Source organism: Pseudomonas sp. PS1(2021) (assembly GCF_020405165.1).
Taxonomy (GTDB): Bacteria; Pseudomonadota; Gammaproteobacteria; order Pseudomonadales; family Pseudomonadaceae; genus Pseudomonas; species Pseudomonas aeruginosa.
In genome coordinates this window covers 286372-302447 of record NZ_CP084484.1, presented here as the reverse complement: position 1 = coordinate 302447, position 16076 = coordinate 286372, and the positions used below count along the sequence as shown (strand labels likewise).

The window sequence follows — 16076 nt, the reverse complement described above, 5'->3', positions numbered from 1 at the left end:
CGGCCTTGCGCCGCTTCACCAACCCTTGACGTTGTCCCAGCGCCAGTTGCGGTACTGGTACAGCAGCGTACCCAGCAACGCATAGGTGGCGGCCATGCCCAGCAGCACCAGGGCATGGTCGCTGACTTCGCGCAGCGGCAGGTCCATCTGGTTCATCTCGGCGATGGCGCGAATCGCCCAGGTCGAGGGGATCGCGTCGGCCAGCCAGCGTACCCAGTCCGGCATGGCCTGTTCCGGCCAGCTGTAGCCGGCCATGTAGAACAGCGGCAGGGTGATGAAGGTCATGGTCAGGTACACCGATTCCTCGGTGGGCAGCAGCTCGGCGATGAACTCGCTGAGGGCGATCACCGCGATCAGGAACGGCAGGACGATCCCCAGCAGCATGAAGAACGAGGCCGACTGGCGATAGCCCAGCAGGTGCGGCCAGATCACGTAGAAGAGCATCGCCAGCACGGTCCAGATCAGCAGTTGCGCACTGTAGCGGCCGAAGCGGGTCGACAGCGGCTGGCGCATGTAGCGCGGGGTGCCGCCGCGCAGCATGATGTTGCCGCGGGTGCAGCCGAGCAGCAGGCTGTGTTGCAGGATCAGCGACAGCAACCCCGGAAGGACGATCGCGGCGAAGCTGATGCCGGGGTTGAACAGGTCGGTCAATTGCCCTACCAGCGGGCTCAGCACCACCTGCGCCTGGGTCGCGGTGAAGCCTTCGCGTTCCAGCAGGGCAGCGTTGTAGCGGTTGGTCAGCGCGCTGTAGACCGCCGAGATGTCCTGCTGGATCTGGCCGTTGGCCATGCGGTTGGTGGCATCGCCGAAGTACGGGATCACCAGCGCCTCGCCGCGCAGCAGGCGCTTCTCGAAGTTCAGCGGGATCACGATGATCGCGTACAGCTCGCGCCAGGCCAGGTCGCGCTTGGCCTGCGGCAGGCTGTCGTAGCCGACCACGGCGACCTTCGGCGCCGAATCGAGCAGCCGGACCAGCTCGCGCGACACGTCGCTGTGATCCTCGTCGACCACCGCCACCGGCAGGTCGAGGGCGGTGTGGTTCATGTACGGCAGCGAGGTGATACACACCGAGGCCACGACCATCAGCCACATCGGCTTGGACAGCATGGCCTTCAGGGTTTCCCGGAGGATCTGCAGGTAGTTCTTCATATCGGGCTCAGGTCCAGGCGGCTGCGCAGGCGCATCTTGGCGATCATGTAGGCGATCAGCGGGTACAGCGCCAGCTTGGCGCAGGTGTAGAGCGCCGAACTGGGCGGCGCCTGGCGCAGGAACTGGTCGAACAGGCCGTGCAGGGTGTGGGTCAGCGGCTCGGCCTCGGCGATCACCCGCGCCAGGGTCGGCATCGCCAGTTCCGGGATCAGCACTCCCGAGTAGGTCTGGGCGACGCCGATCAGCATGCCCACCAGCGAATAGGCGGTGAAGCGGTTGGCGGTGAAGACGAACAGCACCAACCCGACGCTCTGCGCGGCGATCACGTAGAACAGCGTGATCATCAGCATCGCCAGCGGGCTGCCGTTGATGCGCGCGCCGGAGAACGCCACCAGCAGGAAGATTTCCAGCATCAGCAGCGCGGTGAACAGCAGCGTGTAGGGCGCCAGTTTGCCCACCAGGCGTACGCCGAGGGCCTTGGCCCGCAGGATGTGCGGCGAGGAGGCGCGCAGTTCCGGCGCCTCGCGGGCCAGCACATGGACCATGGTGACGATCACGAACAGCTGTAGCAGGTGCACGATGGCGGCGAACTGCTGGTAATAGATGTAGTTGCCGCTGGCATTGAACAGGCTGTCGTAGGACACGCTGATGCTCGCCAGGTGCGGCAGCGCCGCCGGCATCCCGGCGGCCAGGCGCGGACGCAATTCGCCGTTGAGGCTGGCGACCAGCGCCGAGAAGTCCTGGGTGGCGGCATAGCCGGCCGAATACAGCAGCGCGTTGTAGTACAGCTCGGCCTTCGGCGCGCGCCCGCCGAGCACGTCGGCCTCGAAGTCCGGCGGGATGTAGAGCAAGGCGTAGGCATCGGCCCGACGGATCGCGTCGAGCCCCTCCTGGACGCCGGCGGGAACGGTGATCACCTGGGCGTGGGAGGTCGCGTCGAGTTCGCGGATCAACTTGCGCGACAGTTGGCTATGGTCCTTGTCGATCACCGCCAGCGGCATGTCCAGCAGGGTACCGGCCTGGTAGACGCCGCTGATCACGCCGAACAGCAGCAGCGGCCAGCACCAGCCGAGCCAGTGGATGGTCCAGCTGCGGCAGGCGATCCGCGTCTCGGTGTTGAACGCCTGGACGAAACGGCTGGCGTTGCGCTTCAGCGCGGCCCACGCCATCGCTCAGTTCGTCCAGCGCCACAGCGCGCTCATGCCCGGGCGCAAGCCGGGTGTCGGCTGCAACGGGTAGAAGCGGGTCTCGAAGGTCTTCAGGTCGAAATCACCGGTGGCGCGGGTCGCGCGCCTGGTCGAGAAATCGCCCAGCGGGGCGATGTAGCGCAGCTCGGTCTCGACCTCGGCGCCGCCCAGGCCGGGCACCTGCATGACGATGCGGTCGCCCTTGCGCACCTTGGCCAGGATGTCCTCGCGCAGGTTGAAGACGAAGTAGCTGTCGTCCAGCCGCACCAGCGTCAGCAGCGGACTGTAGGCGTTGATCAGTTCGCCCTGTTCGGCGGGGATCGGCCCGACCTCGCCGTTGACCGGCGCGCGCACCTGCAGGTCGTCGATCTGCGCCTGTAGCTCGGCGATCTGCGCGTCGGCCCGGCGCACCGCGGCCTGCAACGCCTGGCGGCGCTCCTCGCGGTCGCCCTTGAGGCCTTCGTCGAGATTGGCCCGCGCCTCGGCGACGCGGTCGCGGGCGACATCGCGCTCACGCCGCGAGAGGTCGAACTGGGTCCGCGAGAGGAAGCCGCGCTCGACCATCTGCTGGTTGCGCTGGAAATCCGACTCGGCGTTGCGCAACTCGGCCTCGGCCTGTGCCAGGCTGGCCTTGAGCGCGCGGATGCTCTCCTCGCGGGTACCGTGGAGCGACTCGTCGAGCTGCGCCTGGGCCTGGTTGCGCGCCGCGTGCAGGGCATCGAGCTGGGCTTCCAGCTCGGGGCTGTCGAGGCTGATCAGCAGGTCGCCCTGCTTCACCTCGTCGCCGCGCCGCACGTGCAGCACCTGGACCCGGCCCTTGGCCTTGGAGGAAACGATGACGTTGGTGGCGTCCGCCTCGCCCTGCAACAGCAGGGGCGGATTGTGCAGGCGCAGGTAGAGGGTGATGGCGACGATCGCGAGGATCAGCAGCGGGGTAAAGAGTTTCCATCCCTTCATGGGGCAGGCTTCCTGAACACGACCGGGCGATGGTAGTACATTGCCAGGCCGTTGCGCTGGCCGGAAGCGCGCCGGAGACCGGCTCCGGCGCGGCGACGAATCAGGCTTCCCCTTCGGCGTCCTCGCTCGCCACCCGCCGCGCGGCGGCGCCGTCGGACTTCGCCGAAGGGAAGCGCGCCGAGGCGAAGCGCACCACCAGGATCGCCAGCGCCAGCAGCAGCAACGCCACCGAGACCAGGATGATGCCATCGTCCGGCGTATGGTTGTGCTGGATGTCGGCGATCATCAGGCGGGTCAGCGCGGTCATCGCCACGTAGATCAGGAAGCGTACCGGCATGTGGTTGGTCTTGAAGTAGATACCGACCATCGCGCCCAACTCGAGGTAGATGAACAGCAGGAGGATGTCGTCGATCGACGCATGCCCCTTGTTCACCATCCCCAGGAAAGCCGCGCCCGCCGCCCAGAACACCGTGGCGCCGATGGCGAACAGGGCCAGGTAGTGGAAGGCCTCCACCAGCAGGTTGCCGAGGCTCTCCGCCTGGTGGTGCATGCTTGCGCGCAGGCGCTCGGCCCAATTCTGTTTCATAGCTTCTCCCGACAAAGACGACGGCCACCTGGCCCGAAGCGTGCAAGGCCCAGGCCAAGGCACGTGCGCAGATAGACGTCCGCACGTCGGCGCAGGGTACAGCCCGGCGGTGACAAAGAACTTTCCGGACGGCACCCAGTCCCAACCAGCACGACAGCATTCAGGTGGTCCGCCATGACCGACAGCAGCCCTTTCCAGCTCCTCACCGAGGCCTTCCAGGCCGAGTACCGGGTCAACCTCAGCCTGGAGCGGCCGGACGGCAGCATCGTCCTCACCCTCTCCAACGAACGCGGGGTCGCCGCCAAGCGCCTGATCCGACCGGCGCAACTGCATGACCTGGAACAGTTGCAGCGGATGATCGAGAGCATCCGCTTCGGCATCGCCATCGAAAACGGCACCAGCGCGCCGCAACTGTTGCAGGCGATGACCCAAGGCAAGGCACGCTGGCCGATAGCTATCTGATCTCGCGTCTCGTAGCGGTCGGCTGATCAGCCGAACACCGCACCACCGCTCAGGCAGGCCAGCCCTGCGCCGAAAGCAGCCAGCGCCAGCGGCGGGCGCATCGGCGCGTCGTTGATGGCGAAGGCCAGTTGCGCCAGCGGAAACAGCAACAGGCAGAGCAAGGCGCAGGGAATCGAACGGCGGCCGCCGCTGGCCACGGACCAGACGTAGCCGATGAGCAGGAGGGCGAAACCAAGGTCGTGCATGCCGGGCATCCTTGCGGGGCGGAAGGTATGCGCCGCGCAACGGGCGGCAGGCGCGCAACCTTAGCAGAAGCGCAGGAGCCGAGGAAAACCCGGCGCGGCCCATGCCGCGCCGGGTTCGCTCAATTGCCGCTGCAACCGCTGCCCCAGGCCTTGTACTCGACGGTATGCCGCTCGCCCTGCGAGTCCTCGTAGACCAGGCGCGCCGGGACGATCCCACAGGCGCTCCACAGGTCGGTCTTGTAGATCACCCGGGCGATGTCCAGGCGCCCTTCCACGTAATGCTGGCGGAGCGATTTCGAGTCCGGGTTGGGTCCGTAGGGCTGCTGCTGCGCCTGGGCCAGCGGCGCCAGGCCGAGCAGCGCGACAAGTGCCAACGGGATCACTCTCATGAGGATGTCTCCTTGGTAGAACGTTCAGCCTGAAACTACGCTGCGGAGACTGTCAGGCTCATGAGCCCGGCGTGACATTTCTGTCAGACGACGACCGCCCCGGCAATGCGCCGGCAATCCTGGCGCTATCCACGGACGGCAAGACGCCATATACTGTATGGATAACCAGTCAAAGCAACCTTGCGACTCAGAAGGCACAGAGGTGATGAATGGCCGTCGAAGTGGTGTACCGCAGCAGCCGGGATCAGGAGCGTTTGTTCATGGACAAGGCTGAAGCCGATCGTTACGACAAGATGCTGGAGCTGGCGGAAACGCTGGCCGAGGTGCTGCAGAAGGCGGTGCCGTCGCTGAAGGAGGAACAGGTGGAAGAACTCGGCATCTTCATGGCGAAGAACCGCGATGCCTTCGCCCGCGCCTTCAAGAACCAGCCGGACGCCCTCAACGAACTGTTCGCGGAAAACGCCGCGGACGAATGAGCCGCCGCTGCAAGCAAAGCGCAAGGAGCCGAAACATGCCGCGACAACTTGCCGGCCTGCTGTGCGTCCTCTTCGGACTCGCCGGCGCCCCTGCCCTCGCCTGCCCGTTCCGGGCCACGGACGCCGAGACACCGGCAGCCTCTGCCGGCGCCGCGCAGGTCCTGGCCCTGGGCGGCGCCGGCAGGCTGCAACTCGACCTGCAACGGGCCCCCGCCACCCTGCTGCACAGCGGCGACCTGCTGATCGCCCGTTACGCCGAGGGTCACTACCTCGCCCACCGCCTGCTCGAAGGCAACGAGATGGGCGCGGACGAGGGCGAACGGCTCGACCTTCCGCGACAGGTTCGCCTGCTCTTCGGAGCCCTGCCGCTGGATGGCCTGCCCGACGCCGAGCGCGAGCGTCTCGAGGCGCAGCGCCAGGCCCTCGGCCTGTGCGACCGGCGCGCCAGCGCCAGCCGCTATCGACTGGCCGGTACCGAAGTCTACCGCCTGCGCGGCAGCCAGGCCGGCAAGCCCTACCATGCGCTCTACCTGCTCGACGGTCCCCAGGTGCACTACCTCGACAGCTCCGGCAGCGACGCCTTCGTCGAACAACTGCTCGCCAGCCTGCGACGCCGCTGAGTCCGCGCGGCGCTTGTCCGGCCCGCGCCCGCCTTGCCGGAAACCGGCGCTTGCCGTACAACGCCCGGCAGCCCCATCGACCAGGAAGGTCCCATGCCCGCTCTCCCCACCTCCCCCGTCCGCTCCCGGCGCTGGCGCCTGGACCGGCGCAGCCTGCTGCTGGCGCTGCTGCTGTTCGGCCTGCTGGCCCTGCTCGCCACCCTGGGCCGGCACTGGGGCTGGATACGCGGCTTCGGCGGCGACCTGCTGGCGGTGGTCTGGCTCTACTACCTGGTGAGCAGCGCGCTCAGGGCGCCGGCCGCCTGGCTGGCGTCCGCCGCCTTTGCCGTCGGCGCGTTGCTGGAGCTGGGCCAGTACCTGGCGGCGCAACTGCATTGGCAATTCTCCAGTCCGGTGCTGCGCATCGTTCTCGGCAGCACCGCCGACGGCTTCGACCTGCTCGCCTACGCCCTCGGCGCGCTGCTGGCGTGGTGGCTGGAGCGCCGGCGCTGATCAGCCGTCGGACTGCTCCAGGGCATTCACCAGTACCTTGAGGAAACGCGCCGCCTCGCCACCGGTAGCCGCGCGGTGATCGAAGGTCAGCGAGAGCGGCAGGATCGGGTGGATCGCCATCTCGCCGCGCCAGGCCACTACTTCATCGCGGATGCCACCGGCACCGAGGATGGCCACCTGCGGCGGCACCACCACGGGGTTGGCGTAGCGGCCGAACAGGGTGCCGAAGTTGGATAGGGTCAAGGTTGCGCCGAGCATTTCCGCCGGCGGGATCGAGCGCGCCTGGACATCCTCGCGCAGGCGCCGCATACCGGCGCGCAGGTCCTCCGGCGAACGCGTACCGACGTCGCGCAGCACCGGCACGAACAGGCCGTCCGGGGTATCCACGGCGATCCCCAGGTCGAGCCGCTCATGCAGCTTCAGCGACAACGAGGTGCCGTCGAACCAGGCGTTGAGGGTCGGCTCGGCGCGACAGGCCTCGGCCAGCGCCTGGGCCAGGCGGATCAACGGGTCGCGTGCGGTCTTCCAGCGATGCAGGTCGGCGTCGCCGTAGATCGTCACCGGCACCACCTCGGCATGCGAGCGCGCCATGTTCAGCGCCATGCTCCGCCGTACCCCGCGCAAGCGCTCGCCGCCGAAGCGTTCGCGGGCGCCCCGGGCGGCGGCCTCGACGTCGGCGCGGGTGATCAGGCCATCCGGGCCGGAGCCGCTCAGGCCGGCCAGCTCGACGCCCTGCTGGCGGGCGAACTGGCGCACCGCCGGGGTCGCGCGCGGTGCCAGGTGTTCGCGGGTGGACGGGGCGGCGCCGATGAAGAAACGGTCCTCCAGGGCGCTGCCGCCACCCTCCAGGCGCCCCACCACGGTGCCGGCGTCCGCCTCCTCGCCCTCGAAGCCCACCAGCGGTTCGCCGACGTGGAGAATGTCGCCCTCGGCGCCGAACAGCTTGCCCACTACCCCGTCGTAGGGCGCGGGGATCTCCACCAGCGCCTTGGCGGTTTCCACCGAGACCAGGCGCTGGTCGGCGCGTACGCTGTCGCCGGCCTTGACGTGCCATTCGACGATTTCCGCTTCCTGCAGGCCCTCGCCCAGGTCGGGCAGCTTGAAGTGCTTCATGGTCGTCTCCCTTCGGCTCAGGCGTAGCCGAGCACGGTGTCGCAGGCCGCCAGGATGTCCTCCACGGCGGGCATGTACAGCGGTTCCAGACGGTACAGCGGCGGCGGGATGTCGGCGGCCGCGACCCGCTGGATCGGCGCTCGCAGGTCGAACAGGACGCGCTCGTAGAGGCTCGCGGCGATTTCCCCACCCAGGCCGCCGCTCTTCGGCGCCTCGTGGACGATCACGCAGCGACCGGTCTTGCGCACCGAGGCTTCCAGGGTGTCGAGGTCGAGCGGCTTGAGGCAGGCAACGTCGATCACTTCGGCCTCGATGCCGCGCTGCGCCAGGCGCTCGGCGGCCTGCTGGGTCTCATGGACGCTGGCGCCCCAGCTGACCAGGGTCAGGTCGTCGCCTTCGCGAAGGGTGAAGCAACTGTCCAGTGGCAGGCGCCGGGCGTCGTCCGCCAGCGGCTGCGGGTTCATTCGGTAGAGCCGGGTCGGTTCGAGGAAGATTACCGGATCGGGATCGTCGATCGCCGCCAGGAGCAGGCCGTAGGCCCGCGCCGGCGACGACGGCACCAGCACGCGGACGCCGGGGATGTGCGCGAACATCGCCTCGGTCGCCTCGCTGTGGTGCTCCGGCGCACGGATTCCCGCGCCCATCGGCGTGCGCAACACCAGCGGGCAGGCCAGGCGGCCGCGGGTGCGATTGCGCAGGCGGCTGGCATGGGACACCAGTTGCTCCATGGCGGCGTAGATGAAGCCCATGAACTGGATCTCCATCACCGGCTTCAGGCCCTGGGCGGCCATGCCGATGGACAGCCCGGCGATCATGTTCTCCGCCAGCGGCGTATCCAGCACCCGCTTGAAGCCGAAGCGCTCGCGCAGGCCCAGGGTGGCGCGAAACACCCCGCCGTTGACCCCGACGTCTTCGCCCAGCACCACCACCGTCTCGTCCTCGGCCATGGCCCGGTGCAGCGCCAGGTTGACCGCCTCCAGAAGCGCCAGGCGTTTCGCTTCGCCGTTACGCTCATTCATGTTCGGCCCCTCCCTGCCGCCGCGCGGCGCGCTCCAGCAATTGCTCGCGCTGCTCCTCCAGAGCCGCCGGCCAGCGCGCGTAGACATGCTCGAACAGTGCCTGCGGCGCCTGCGCGGCGAACGTCTCGAAACGCTCCACCGCCTCCTGCACCCGCGCCTGGCACTCGCCCACCAGCGCCTGCTCGCGCTCCTCGTCCCACTGGCCGCGGCCGGCGAGGAAGGCGCGCAGGCGCTTGATCGGCTCCTCGCGCCAGGCCTGGTTGACCTCCTCGGCGGAACGGTAGCGGCTGGCGTCGTCGGCCGTGGTGTGGTCGCAGAGGCGATAGCTGATGCACTCCAGCAGTGTCGGCCCCTTGCCCTGGCGCGCGCGCTCCAGGGCCACGCGGACGCGCTCGGCGACCGCCAGCACGTCGTTGCCGTCCACCTGTTCGCCGGGGAAGCCGGCACCCACCGCCTTCTCCGCCAGGGTCGGCGCGCCGCATTGGATGCGCCGCGGCACCGAGATCGCCCACTGGTTGTTGTTGACCACGAAGAGCACCGGCAACTGCCAGGCGCCCGCCACGTTCAGCGCCTCGAGGAAATCGCCCTTGCTGGTGGCGCCGTCGCCGCAGGTGGTCACCGCCACCCGGTGCTCGCCGCGGATGCGGAACGCCGAGGCGACCCCGCAGGCATGCAGGGCCTGGGTCGCGATCGGCACGCAAATGGGAAAGTCCTGCGCCGCCAGCGGTTCGGCGTAGTCGCTGCCGCGCTCGTCGCCGCCCCAGTAGAGGAGGATGTCCTCCATGCGCACGCCGCGCATCAATTGCACGGCGGTATCGCGGTAATAGGGCACCAGCACGTCCTCGGCGCGCATCTGGCTGCCGATGGCCACGCCGATGGCTTCCTGGCCGAGGGTTGGCGCATAGGTGCCGATCCGCCCGGTACGCTGGAGGGCCACCGCCTTCTGGTCGAACAGGCGGGTCAGGAGCATCTGCCGGTAGAGGCCGACCAGCGCATCGCTGTCGCCGGCCCAGGCGGGCAACTCGCCGAGGGGCCGACCGTCGCTGTCGAGGTAGCGGGTGAAAGACGGGTCGATCCGGTTGTGAACCATCGCAAACCTCCTCCGCACGCCGGGTAGGCGTGCCGCTCAGGGTCGCGCCGCGGGTGGCGGCGTGCACGCACGGCGCGGCGGGGGTGGCCCGCACTGCCGCTGGCGAGGCCTGTCGGCGGCCTCGCCGGAAACGCCGGCCCGTCAGTGCGGGCCGTAGAGAATCCGCTCCGCCAGACGGTCGGCGATCCGCGCCGGCGACTGGTGGTCGGCCTGGGCATGGGCATAGATCTCGGTGAGCCGCGCGGGAATCCGCGCCAGGTGCGCGGTGATGCTATGCGGGTCGGCGCCGCGATGCTTGAGGGCGACGTAGATCAGGCCGCCGGAGTTGATCACGTAGTCCGGCGCATAGAGGATGCCGCGCGCCTCCAACTCGTCGGCGACCTCCGGCCGCTCCAACTGGTTGTTCGCCGCCCCGGCCACCGCCGCGCAGCGCAACTGGCTGACGCTCTGGCTGGTGAGCACGCCGCCCAGGCCGCAGGGCGCGAGGATGTCGCAAGGGGTGGAGAGCAATGCCTCCGGCGCCAGCGGATGGGCACCGAGCTGCTCGACGGCCAGTTGCACCCGGCCGGGATCGAGGTCGCAGACCAGCAACTCGGCGCCGACCGCCGCCAGTTGCTCGGCCAATGCGTAGCCGACGTGGCCGAGCCCCTGCACCGCGACCCGCAGGCCTTCCAGGTCGTCGCTGCCGAGGCGCGCCTGGGCGCTGGCGCGAATCCCGGCGAACACGCCGAGGGCGGTATGCGGCGAGGGGTCGCCGGCCTGGGTGGTGCTGGTGACGTGGCGGGTCTGCTGGGCGATGCAGTCCATGTCGGCGCTGGAGGTACCACTGTCCACCGCGGTGATGTAGCGTCCGCCGAGGCTTTCGATGAAGCGCCCGAAGGCCTCGAACAGCGCGCCGCGATTGTCCAGGTGCGGCGGGCGGATGATCACTGCCTTGCCGCCGCCCTGCTCCAGTCCGGCCAGGGCCGCCTTGTAGCTCATGCCCTGGGCCAGGCGGATGGCGTCGCCGATGGCGGCTTCGTCGTTGGGGTAAGGCAGGTAGCGACAACCACCCAGCGCCGGGCCGAGTCGCGTGCTGTGAATGGCGATAATGGCCTTGAGTCCCGTGGCCGGGTCTTGGGCGAGGTGGAGACCTTCGAGCCGGGCCGCGTCCATCATGTCGAACATGCTGGGGCTCCCCTGCTTGGTGCTTGTTGTCCGGGCCGGGCCGTTGCCGCCCGGCACCTTCAGTATAGGCAGGCGTCGGCGAAACGCCCGCAAGGCCGACGACCAGGCCGCGGCGCTCGCCGAGCCGGGTACTGGACGAAGCTTCGGCGGACGGTTACAACCTTGGGGTCCGCCCGCTCGAAACCGGCCCCGGCGTGCTCCGAACGGCCCGTCCGCAGCGATCCAGGCGCACCAGGAGGAAAGCCATGGACCCGCGTCAAGCCTGCCTCGATTGTCTCGCCCAGGAACCGCCAGCGCTGTTCGAAGCGGCCCTGTGGATCGCCGCGGAGCACCTCCCGGCGTATTCGCCCGCCCTCTCCCTGCGCGAGCTCGACGAACTCGTCCGGCAGATCGGCGCCAGCCTGGACGACCGCGCCTCGGCCAGCGAGCGCGCCCAGGGGTTGCTGCGGCGAATGAGCGAACAGGGTTTCTGCGAAGACGACGACTTCCCCCTGCAACCGCGCTCGGCCCTGCTCCCGCTGGTGCTGCAGCGGCGCCAGGGGCAGCCGTTGTCGCTGGCGCTGGTGGCCATGGAGCTGGCGCGGCGGCTGGACATTCCGCTGGTCGGAGTGAACTTCCCGGGACGCTTCCTGCTGCGCGTGCCGCAGGCCGACCATCTGCTCGACCCGGCTACCGGGCGGCGCCTCTATACCCCCGACTGCCGCGAACTGCTGCTGCGCCTGCAAGGGCCGAAGAGCGAACTGCAGGCCGCCTACCTGAAGCAGGCCTCTCCCGGGGAAATCCTCCAGCGTCTGTCGCGCAACCTGCGACAACTGCACAGCGCCGCCGGCGAGCCGCTGGCCGCGCTGAAGGATGCCCAGCGGGTGATCGAACTCGGCCCGGTGGGCGCCGCCGACCACGAGGCCCGCGCCGGCCTCTATCGGCAACTGGATTGCCCGCAGGCGGAACGCTACGACCTGGAACGCGCGCTCTTGCTCAGCGACGATCCCACCGAGCAACTGCGCCTCGGCCAGCGCCTGGGCGAACTCGCCCCGCCGACCGGCCGCGCCCTGCACTGAGGCCGCTCAGGCGAGCAGGCCGAGGGCCTTGGCCCGCGCCACCGCCTGGGTCCGGCGGGCCACGCCGAGCTTGCCGTTGATCCGCCGGGCGTGGGTCTTCACCGTGTGCAGGGAAATGAACAGTTGCTCGCCGATCTCCTGGTTGGAACAGCCCTGGGCGATCAGGCCGAGCACCGCCAGCTCCCGGCAACTGAGCGGACTGAGCCCCTCCTCTTCCTCCCCCGGCAGGGCGGCGAAAAGTTGCGGCTGGCGATCCCGCAGTCGCCGCTGCGGCAGTTGCAGGCCTAGCCGCTCCGCCAGCTCCAGGCCGCTGCGCAGGGTTTGCTGGGCCTGGGGCAACTGTCCGCAGAGGAACTGGCACTCGGCGATGCCCATGCGCACCTCGCAAAGCAGCGTCTGCCGCCCCTGCGCCTCGAGAATGGCGAGCAGCCCGCGCAGCCGCGCTTCGGCGGCGGCAGCCTCGCCGCTGTAGAGTTCGGCCAGCGCCAATTGGTGCTCTACCCGCGCTTCCAGCTCCGGTTCGGAGGGCGGCGACAGGCGCGACCGTCCCGGCTGGAAGTAGGCGCGGACCCGCAGCAGGATCTCCCGCGCCTGCGCCGGCCTTCCCTGCTGCAGGGTCAGGGCGGAGCTGACCAGCAGTAGCGCGCCGCGATACAGCGGATCGGGGACATGGCGCTGCTGCATCAGCCGCTCGACCTCCAGCAGGCGGTTGAACGCCGCGTCCAGGTCACCCTGCCCGGCTTCCAGCAAGGCCAGTCCCAGGTAGCCGTAGAGCGCCCAGGGGTCGAGATTCTCCCGTGCCTGCTCCAGCCCCAGCCGATACCAGTGCCCGGCCTCGACCTCGCGGCCCTGCTGCAGGCACAGGCGCGCGCGGCGCAGGGCGATCCGGCCGAGCATCGGGCTGCCCTGCTGGCCGAGGTCCTCCAGGTAGCGCTGGGCACGATCGAGGACGCCTTCCGCGCGCAGCAGTTCGCCGCGCTGCTCCAGCCACTGCGCCCGCTCCAGTTCGATCAGCGCCTCGAAGATCAGGCTGTCGTGCTCGCGCGCCAGGCGCAAGGCATCGCGGCCGATCAAGCGCGCCTGGTCCATCCGCCCCTCGATCATCGCCAGTTGCATCAGCGCCGAGCGGCAGATCAGTCCCTGCGACCAGGCGTCCTCCGGCAGTTGCTCCAGCGCCTCGCGCAGGTAGTCGGCGGCGCCGCGCTCGCCGCGGCAGTGCAGGAGGATCCCGAACAAGCCCTGCCATTGCGCCAGCAGCACCCGCTGGCGGGACGCCGAGGGCATCGGCAGGAAGCGCGCCAACTGGCCGATGCAGTCTTCGGCTTCGGCCAGGCGTCCGGCGTAGAGCAGCGCCCAGGCATTCAGGATCACCAGGCGCGGCGTGCTGGCCAGCAGCGCCGCCGGCAGTTCGTCGCGCAGGGCCAGGACCATGCCGATGTTGTGGCCGTGCAGCAATTGCTCCTCGGTGAGCTTCTGCAACAATCCGGCGGCGGTCTCCGGTTCGTCGGCGGCCAGCGCCTGGTCGACCGCCTCGCGGGTCTCGCCGTGTTCGGCGAACCATTCGCAGGCTTCCCGGTGGAAGTCCCGCTGCGGGCGCTGCGGCGCTTCGCGCCAGGCCTCGCGGATCGCCGGCGGCAGGCTGTAGCGCTGGTTCGTATCGGCCAGCAGGGGGAAGCCCCGCGCCAACAGGTCGTCCAGCCCGTGGGGCAACTCCTCGAACAGCCGGCGGAACAGCTCCGGACCGACTTGCGGCAGCCAGGCCAGGGCACGCGCAGCGTCGGCCAGCGGCGGCGGCAGCTCGTCGAGCAACTCGTGCTGGAGGTATTCCTGCAACAACGGTCCGGCCGTCTCTTCGCCGACCAGCAGGCGCAAGCGCAACGCGGCGCACCAACCGCCGCTGCGTTCCAGCAGTGTCCCGGCCGTGCCGGCATCGGCGCTGCGCCCGTGCAGGCGGAGCAGTTCGGCGACCTCGTCGGCATCGAACGCCAGCAGGCCGCCGTCGACCTCCAGCAACTCCCCTTCCAGCAGCAACCGCGCCAGGTTGCACTGCGGCCGCCGCCGGCTCGCCAGCCACCAGCCCACCCGTGGCGAGGCCGCGCTCAACAGGCGATCGAGGCAAGCGTCGAGGGCGGGGTCGGGGTGCCGTGGGTAATCGTCGAGCAGCAACCACAGCGCGGAAGCGTTGCGCAGCCGCCGGCACAGTTGCGCTTCGTCGCTTTCCTCGGCCAAGCCGAGGGCGCCGGCCAGGCGGCGGCGGAAGGTCGCAGGGTCCAGCGCTTCCCCGCCCAGCGCCAGCCAGACCACCTGCACCCCAGGCGGCGCCCGCCGCGCGCATTCTCCGAGGAGGACGGTCTTGCCGCTGCCGGCGGGTGCGCAAAGCAGTCGCAGGCGGCATTCTCCGCGTAGCAGCGGCTGGTGCAAACGGGGCCGCGGCAGGTGCTGCGGCGGCAGCCGCGGCAAGGCGGCGGGCAGCTCGGTCGGCTCGGTCATGGCAGTGCTCTTGTTCTGTCGAAGCGCCTTGCCGGGAGCCTAGACCGCGCCTGCCCCGCTGCTGAACGATGATTGCGCCGGGTGATGGGCCGTCATAACGAACGAGCGCGTCGACACAAGCCGACACGCTCGTCGCGACTGGCCGGGACTCAGCGTACCCCTGCGTTGCGCAGGGCGGCCGGCGTGTAGTCGGCGGACGAGGCCTTGAAGCCGAACTCGTAGCCGCGCTTCTCCTCGTTGTTCATGCCCAGCGCCAGGTAGCGACCGGCGATCACGTCGTAGAGCGCCTCCAGAGTGTAGCCGGCGACCTTCTGGTCGTAGTGGTACTGCGCGTGGCCCTCGCCGACCCGCCAGAGCTGGCCGCGACCGTCATAATGGTCGACCAGGGCGATCTGCCAGCTGTCCTCGTCGATGTACATGTGGCGCTTGGCGTAGATGTGCCGCTCGCCCGGCTTCACCGTGCCGACCACTTCCCACACCCGGTGCAGCTCGTAGCGGGTCAGGTCCTGGTTGATGTGCCCGGCCTTGATGATGTCGCCGTACTTCAGGCTCGGGTCGTTGAGCTTGTAGGCGTTGTAGGGGATGTACATCTCGCGCTTGCCGAGCAGCTTCCAGTCGTAGCGGTCCGGGGCGCCGGAGAACATGTCGAAGTTATCCGAGGTGCGCAGGCCGTCGGCGGCGGTGCCCGGGCCATCGTAGGCCACCTGAGGGGCGCGCCGCACGCGGCGCTGGCCGGCGTTGTAGACCCAGGCCAGGCGCGGCTCCTTGACCTGGTCGAGGGTCTCGTGGACCAGCAGCACGTTGCCCGCCAGGCGCGCCGGCGCGGTCACCTGCTGCTTGAAGAAGGTGAGGATGTTGGCCGCCTTGCTCTGGTCGAGGTCGGGCATGTTCTGCGGGAATGCCACCGACTCCTCGAAGCGGATCGGCGTGAAGCTGCCGTTGGTCTGCGGGGTGGCCTGGACGATGGTGCGCTTGAGGTTGCCGCCGCGGTAGCGAGTGATGTGGTTCCAGAGCACTTCGACACCGTTCTTCGGGATCGGGAAGGCGTAGTAGCGGCTCTTCTCGAAATTCGACAGGCCGTTGCCGTCGTTGATCGGCTGCACGTTCAGCGCGCTCTGCTTGACCGCCTCGTCGATCTCGGCCGGCAGGGCCACCGTGCGATGGGTCTTGTACACCGGGATCCGGTAGGTCTCGGGGTAGCGCTTGAACATCGCCAACTGGCCGTCGGAGAGCTTGTCCTTGTATTGCTCGACGTTCTGCGCGGTGATGGTGAACAGCGGCTTCTCGTCGGCAAAGGGATCGGAAAGGAAGCCCTTGCCGTCGACCTTGCCGGCACTGGTCGCGAGGCCGCCGGTCCAGGCTGGGATGCTGCCGTCGGCGTTGCCTTCCTTCTGCGCGCCGATAGGGGTCAGGCTGCTGCCGAGCTTGGCGGCCTCGTCGGGCGAAACCGCCGCCGTCACCGAACCGGCCAGCAGGCTTAGGGCCAGCGCCCCGGAGGACAGGAGTCGTGCTGTTTTCATGCGTTGTTATCCTTGTTCGTATCCGCGAAAGCGGCCGCCCCGAAGGGCGGCGGACC

General features: G+C 69.3%; 17 protein-coding genes. 5 read left to right on the top strand and 12 right to left on the bottom strand.

The window, feature by feature from the left end; all coding sequences use genetic code 11:
• Positions 1 to 15: 15 nt before the first annotated feature.
• The 4 genes from LE197_RS01495 to LE197_RS01480 all read right to left on the bottom strand — a co-directional run bounded on the left by LE197_RS01495 (position 16) and on the right by LE197_RS01480 (position 3879).
• Positions 16 to 1149 (bottom strand): ABC transporter permease, encoded by a 1134-nt coding sequence (locus tag LE197_RS01495; protein WP_003098675.1) that lies wholly within the window; start codon positions 1147 to 1149, stop codon positions 16 to 18.
• The gene (locus LE197_RS01490) at positions 1146 to 2318 is read right to left on the bottom strand and encodes an ABC transporter permease (protein WP_003098671.1); all 1173 of its coding nucleotides are present in this window, start codon (positions 2316 to 2318) and stop codon (positions 1146 to 1148) included. The genes LE197_RS01495 and LE197_RS01490 overlap by 4 nt, the downstream gene beginning before the upstream one ends.
• 3 nt (positions 2319 to 2321) lie before the next feature.
• Positions 2322 to 3293 carry an HlyD family secretion protein gene (locus tag LE197_RS01485; protein ID WP_003091837.1) on the bottom strand — a complete coding sequence of 324 codons (972 nt, stop codon included), beginning with the start codon at positions 3291 to 3293 and terminating at the stop codon, positions 2322 to 2324.
• A 100-nt stretch (positions 3294 to 3393) separates the two neighbouring features.
• A complete protein-coding gene (locus LE197_RS01480) occupies positions 3394 to 3879 on the bottom strand; it encodes a phosphate-starvation-inducible protein PsiE (RefSeq protein WP_003091838.1) in 486 nt (161 codons plus the stop codon).
• 174 nt (positions 3880 to 4053) lie between these two features.
• On the opposite strand from LE197_RS01480, the gene LE197_RS01475 reads away from it, so the two are divergent.
• Entirely contained in the window at positions 4054 to 4341 is a 288-nt protein-coding gene (locus LE197_RS01475) for a DUF3509 domain-containing protein (protein WP_003091839.1), read from the top strand.
• A gap of 26 nt (positions 4342 to 4367) precedes the next feature.
• Here the strand turns inward: LE197_RS01475 and LE197_RS01470 are convergent, their stop codons facing one another.
• Complete coding sequence (locus LE197_RS01470) at positions 4368 to 4586, bottom strand: hypothetical protein (RefSeq protein ID WP_073648724.1); 219 nt, start codon at positions 4584 to 4586, stop codon at positions 4368 to 4370.
• A 119-nt stretch (positions 4587 to 4705) separates the two neighbouring features.
• Entirely contained in the window at positions 4706 to 4975 is a 270-nt protein-coding gene (locus tag LE197_RS01465; RefSeq protein ID WP_003091850.1) for a DUF2790 domain-containing protein, read from the bottom strand.
• Positions 4976 to 5184: 209 nt separating this feature from the next.
• Between LE197_RS01465 and LE197_RS01460 the strand changes: the two genes are divergently transcribed.
• From LE197_RS01460 to LE197_RS01450, 3 genes are all read left to right on the top strand, one after another.
• Positions 5185 to 5451 carry a YebG family protein gene (locus tag LE197_RS01460; RefSeq protein ID WP_024914800.1) on the top strand — a complete coding sequence of 89 codons (267 nt, stop codon included), beginning with the start codon at positions 5185 to 5187 and terminating at the stop codon, positions 5449 to 5451.
• Between the two features lie 35 nt (positions 5452 to 5486).
• The gene (locus LE197_RS01455; protein ID WP_042171123.1) at positions 5487 to 6071 is read left to right on the top strand and encodes a hypothetical protein; all 585 of its coding nucleotides are present in this window, start codon (positions 5487 to 5489) and stop codon (positions 6069 to 6071) included.
• 93 nt (positions 6072 to 6164) lie between these two features.
• Positions 6165 to 6563 (top strand): DUF2809 domain-containing protein, encoded by a 399-nt coding sequence (locus LE197_RS01450; RefSeq protein ID WP_042171120.1) that lies wholly within the window; start codon positions 6165 to 6167, stop codon positions 6561 to 6563.
• On the opposite strand, the gene LE197_RS01445 is transcribed toward LE197_RS01450, so the two are convergent.
• The 4 genes from LE197_RS01445 to LE197_RS01430 form a co-directional block, all read right to left on the bottom strand.
• Positions 6564 to 7676 (bottom strand): dihydrolipoamide acetyltransferase family protein, encoded by a 1113-nt coding sequence (locus tag LE197_RS01445; RefSeq protein WP_057389318.1) that lies wholly within the window; start codon positions 7674 to 7676, stop codon positions 6564 to 6566. It lies immediately after the preceding gene.
• A gap of 17 nt (positions 7677 to 7693) precedes the next feature.
• Complete coding sequence (locus LE197_RS01440; protein ID WP_042171118.1) at positions 7694 to 8695, bottom strand: alpha-ketoacid dehydrogenase subunit beta; 1002 nt, start codon at positions 8693 to 8695, stop codon at positions 7694 to 7696.
• Positions 8688 to 9785, bottom strand: a complete 1098-nt coding sequence (pdhA, locus tag LE197_RS01435; RefSeq protein WP_196752378.1) for a pyruvate dehydrogenase (acetyl-transferring) E1 component subunit alpha — start codon at positions 9783 to 9785, stop codon at positions 8688 to 8690. The genes LE197_RS01440 and pdhA overlap by 8 nt, the downstream gene beginning before the upstream one ends.
• A 141-nt stretch (positions 9786 to 9926) precedes the next feature.
• Complete coding sequence (locus LE197_RS01430) at positions 9927 to 10952, bottom strand: Leu/Phe/Val dehydrogenase (protein WP_017149250.1); 1026 nt, start codon at positions 10950 to 10952, stop codon at positions 9927 to 9929.
• A gap of 245 nt (positions 10953 to 11197) precedes the next feature.
• Between LE197_RS01430 and LE197_RS01425 the strand changes: the two genes are divergently transcribed.
• On the top strand, positions 11198 to 12010 hold the full coding sequence (locus tag LE197_RS01425) for a SirB1 family protein (RefSeq protein ID WP_033968517.1): 813 nt from the start codon (positions 11198 to 11200) through the stop codon (positions 12008 to 12010).
• Positions 12011 to 12016: 6 nt separating this feature from the next.
• Here the strand turns inward: LE197_RS01425 and LE197_RS01420 are convergent, their stop codons facing one another.
• Both LE197_RS01420 and LE197_RS01415 read right to left on the bottom strand, forming a co-directional pair.
• Positions 12017 to 14500: a LuxR C-terminal-related transcriptional regulator gene (locus LE197_RS01420; protein WP_121333548.1), complete on the bottom strand. Its 2484-nt coding sequence runs from the start codon at positions 14498 to 14500 to the stop codon at positions 12017 to 12019.
• A 149-nt stretch (positions 14501 to 14649) separates the two neighbouring features.
• Positions 14650 to 16020, bottom strand: coding sequence for a DUF1329 domain-containing protein (locus tag LE197_RS01415; RefSeq protein ID WP_058018102.1), 1371 nt, complete (start codon positions 16018 to 16020; stop codon positions 14650 to 14652).
• Between the last annotated feature and the right edge of the window lie 56 nt (positions 16021 to 16076).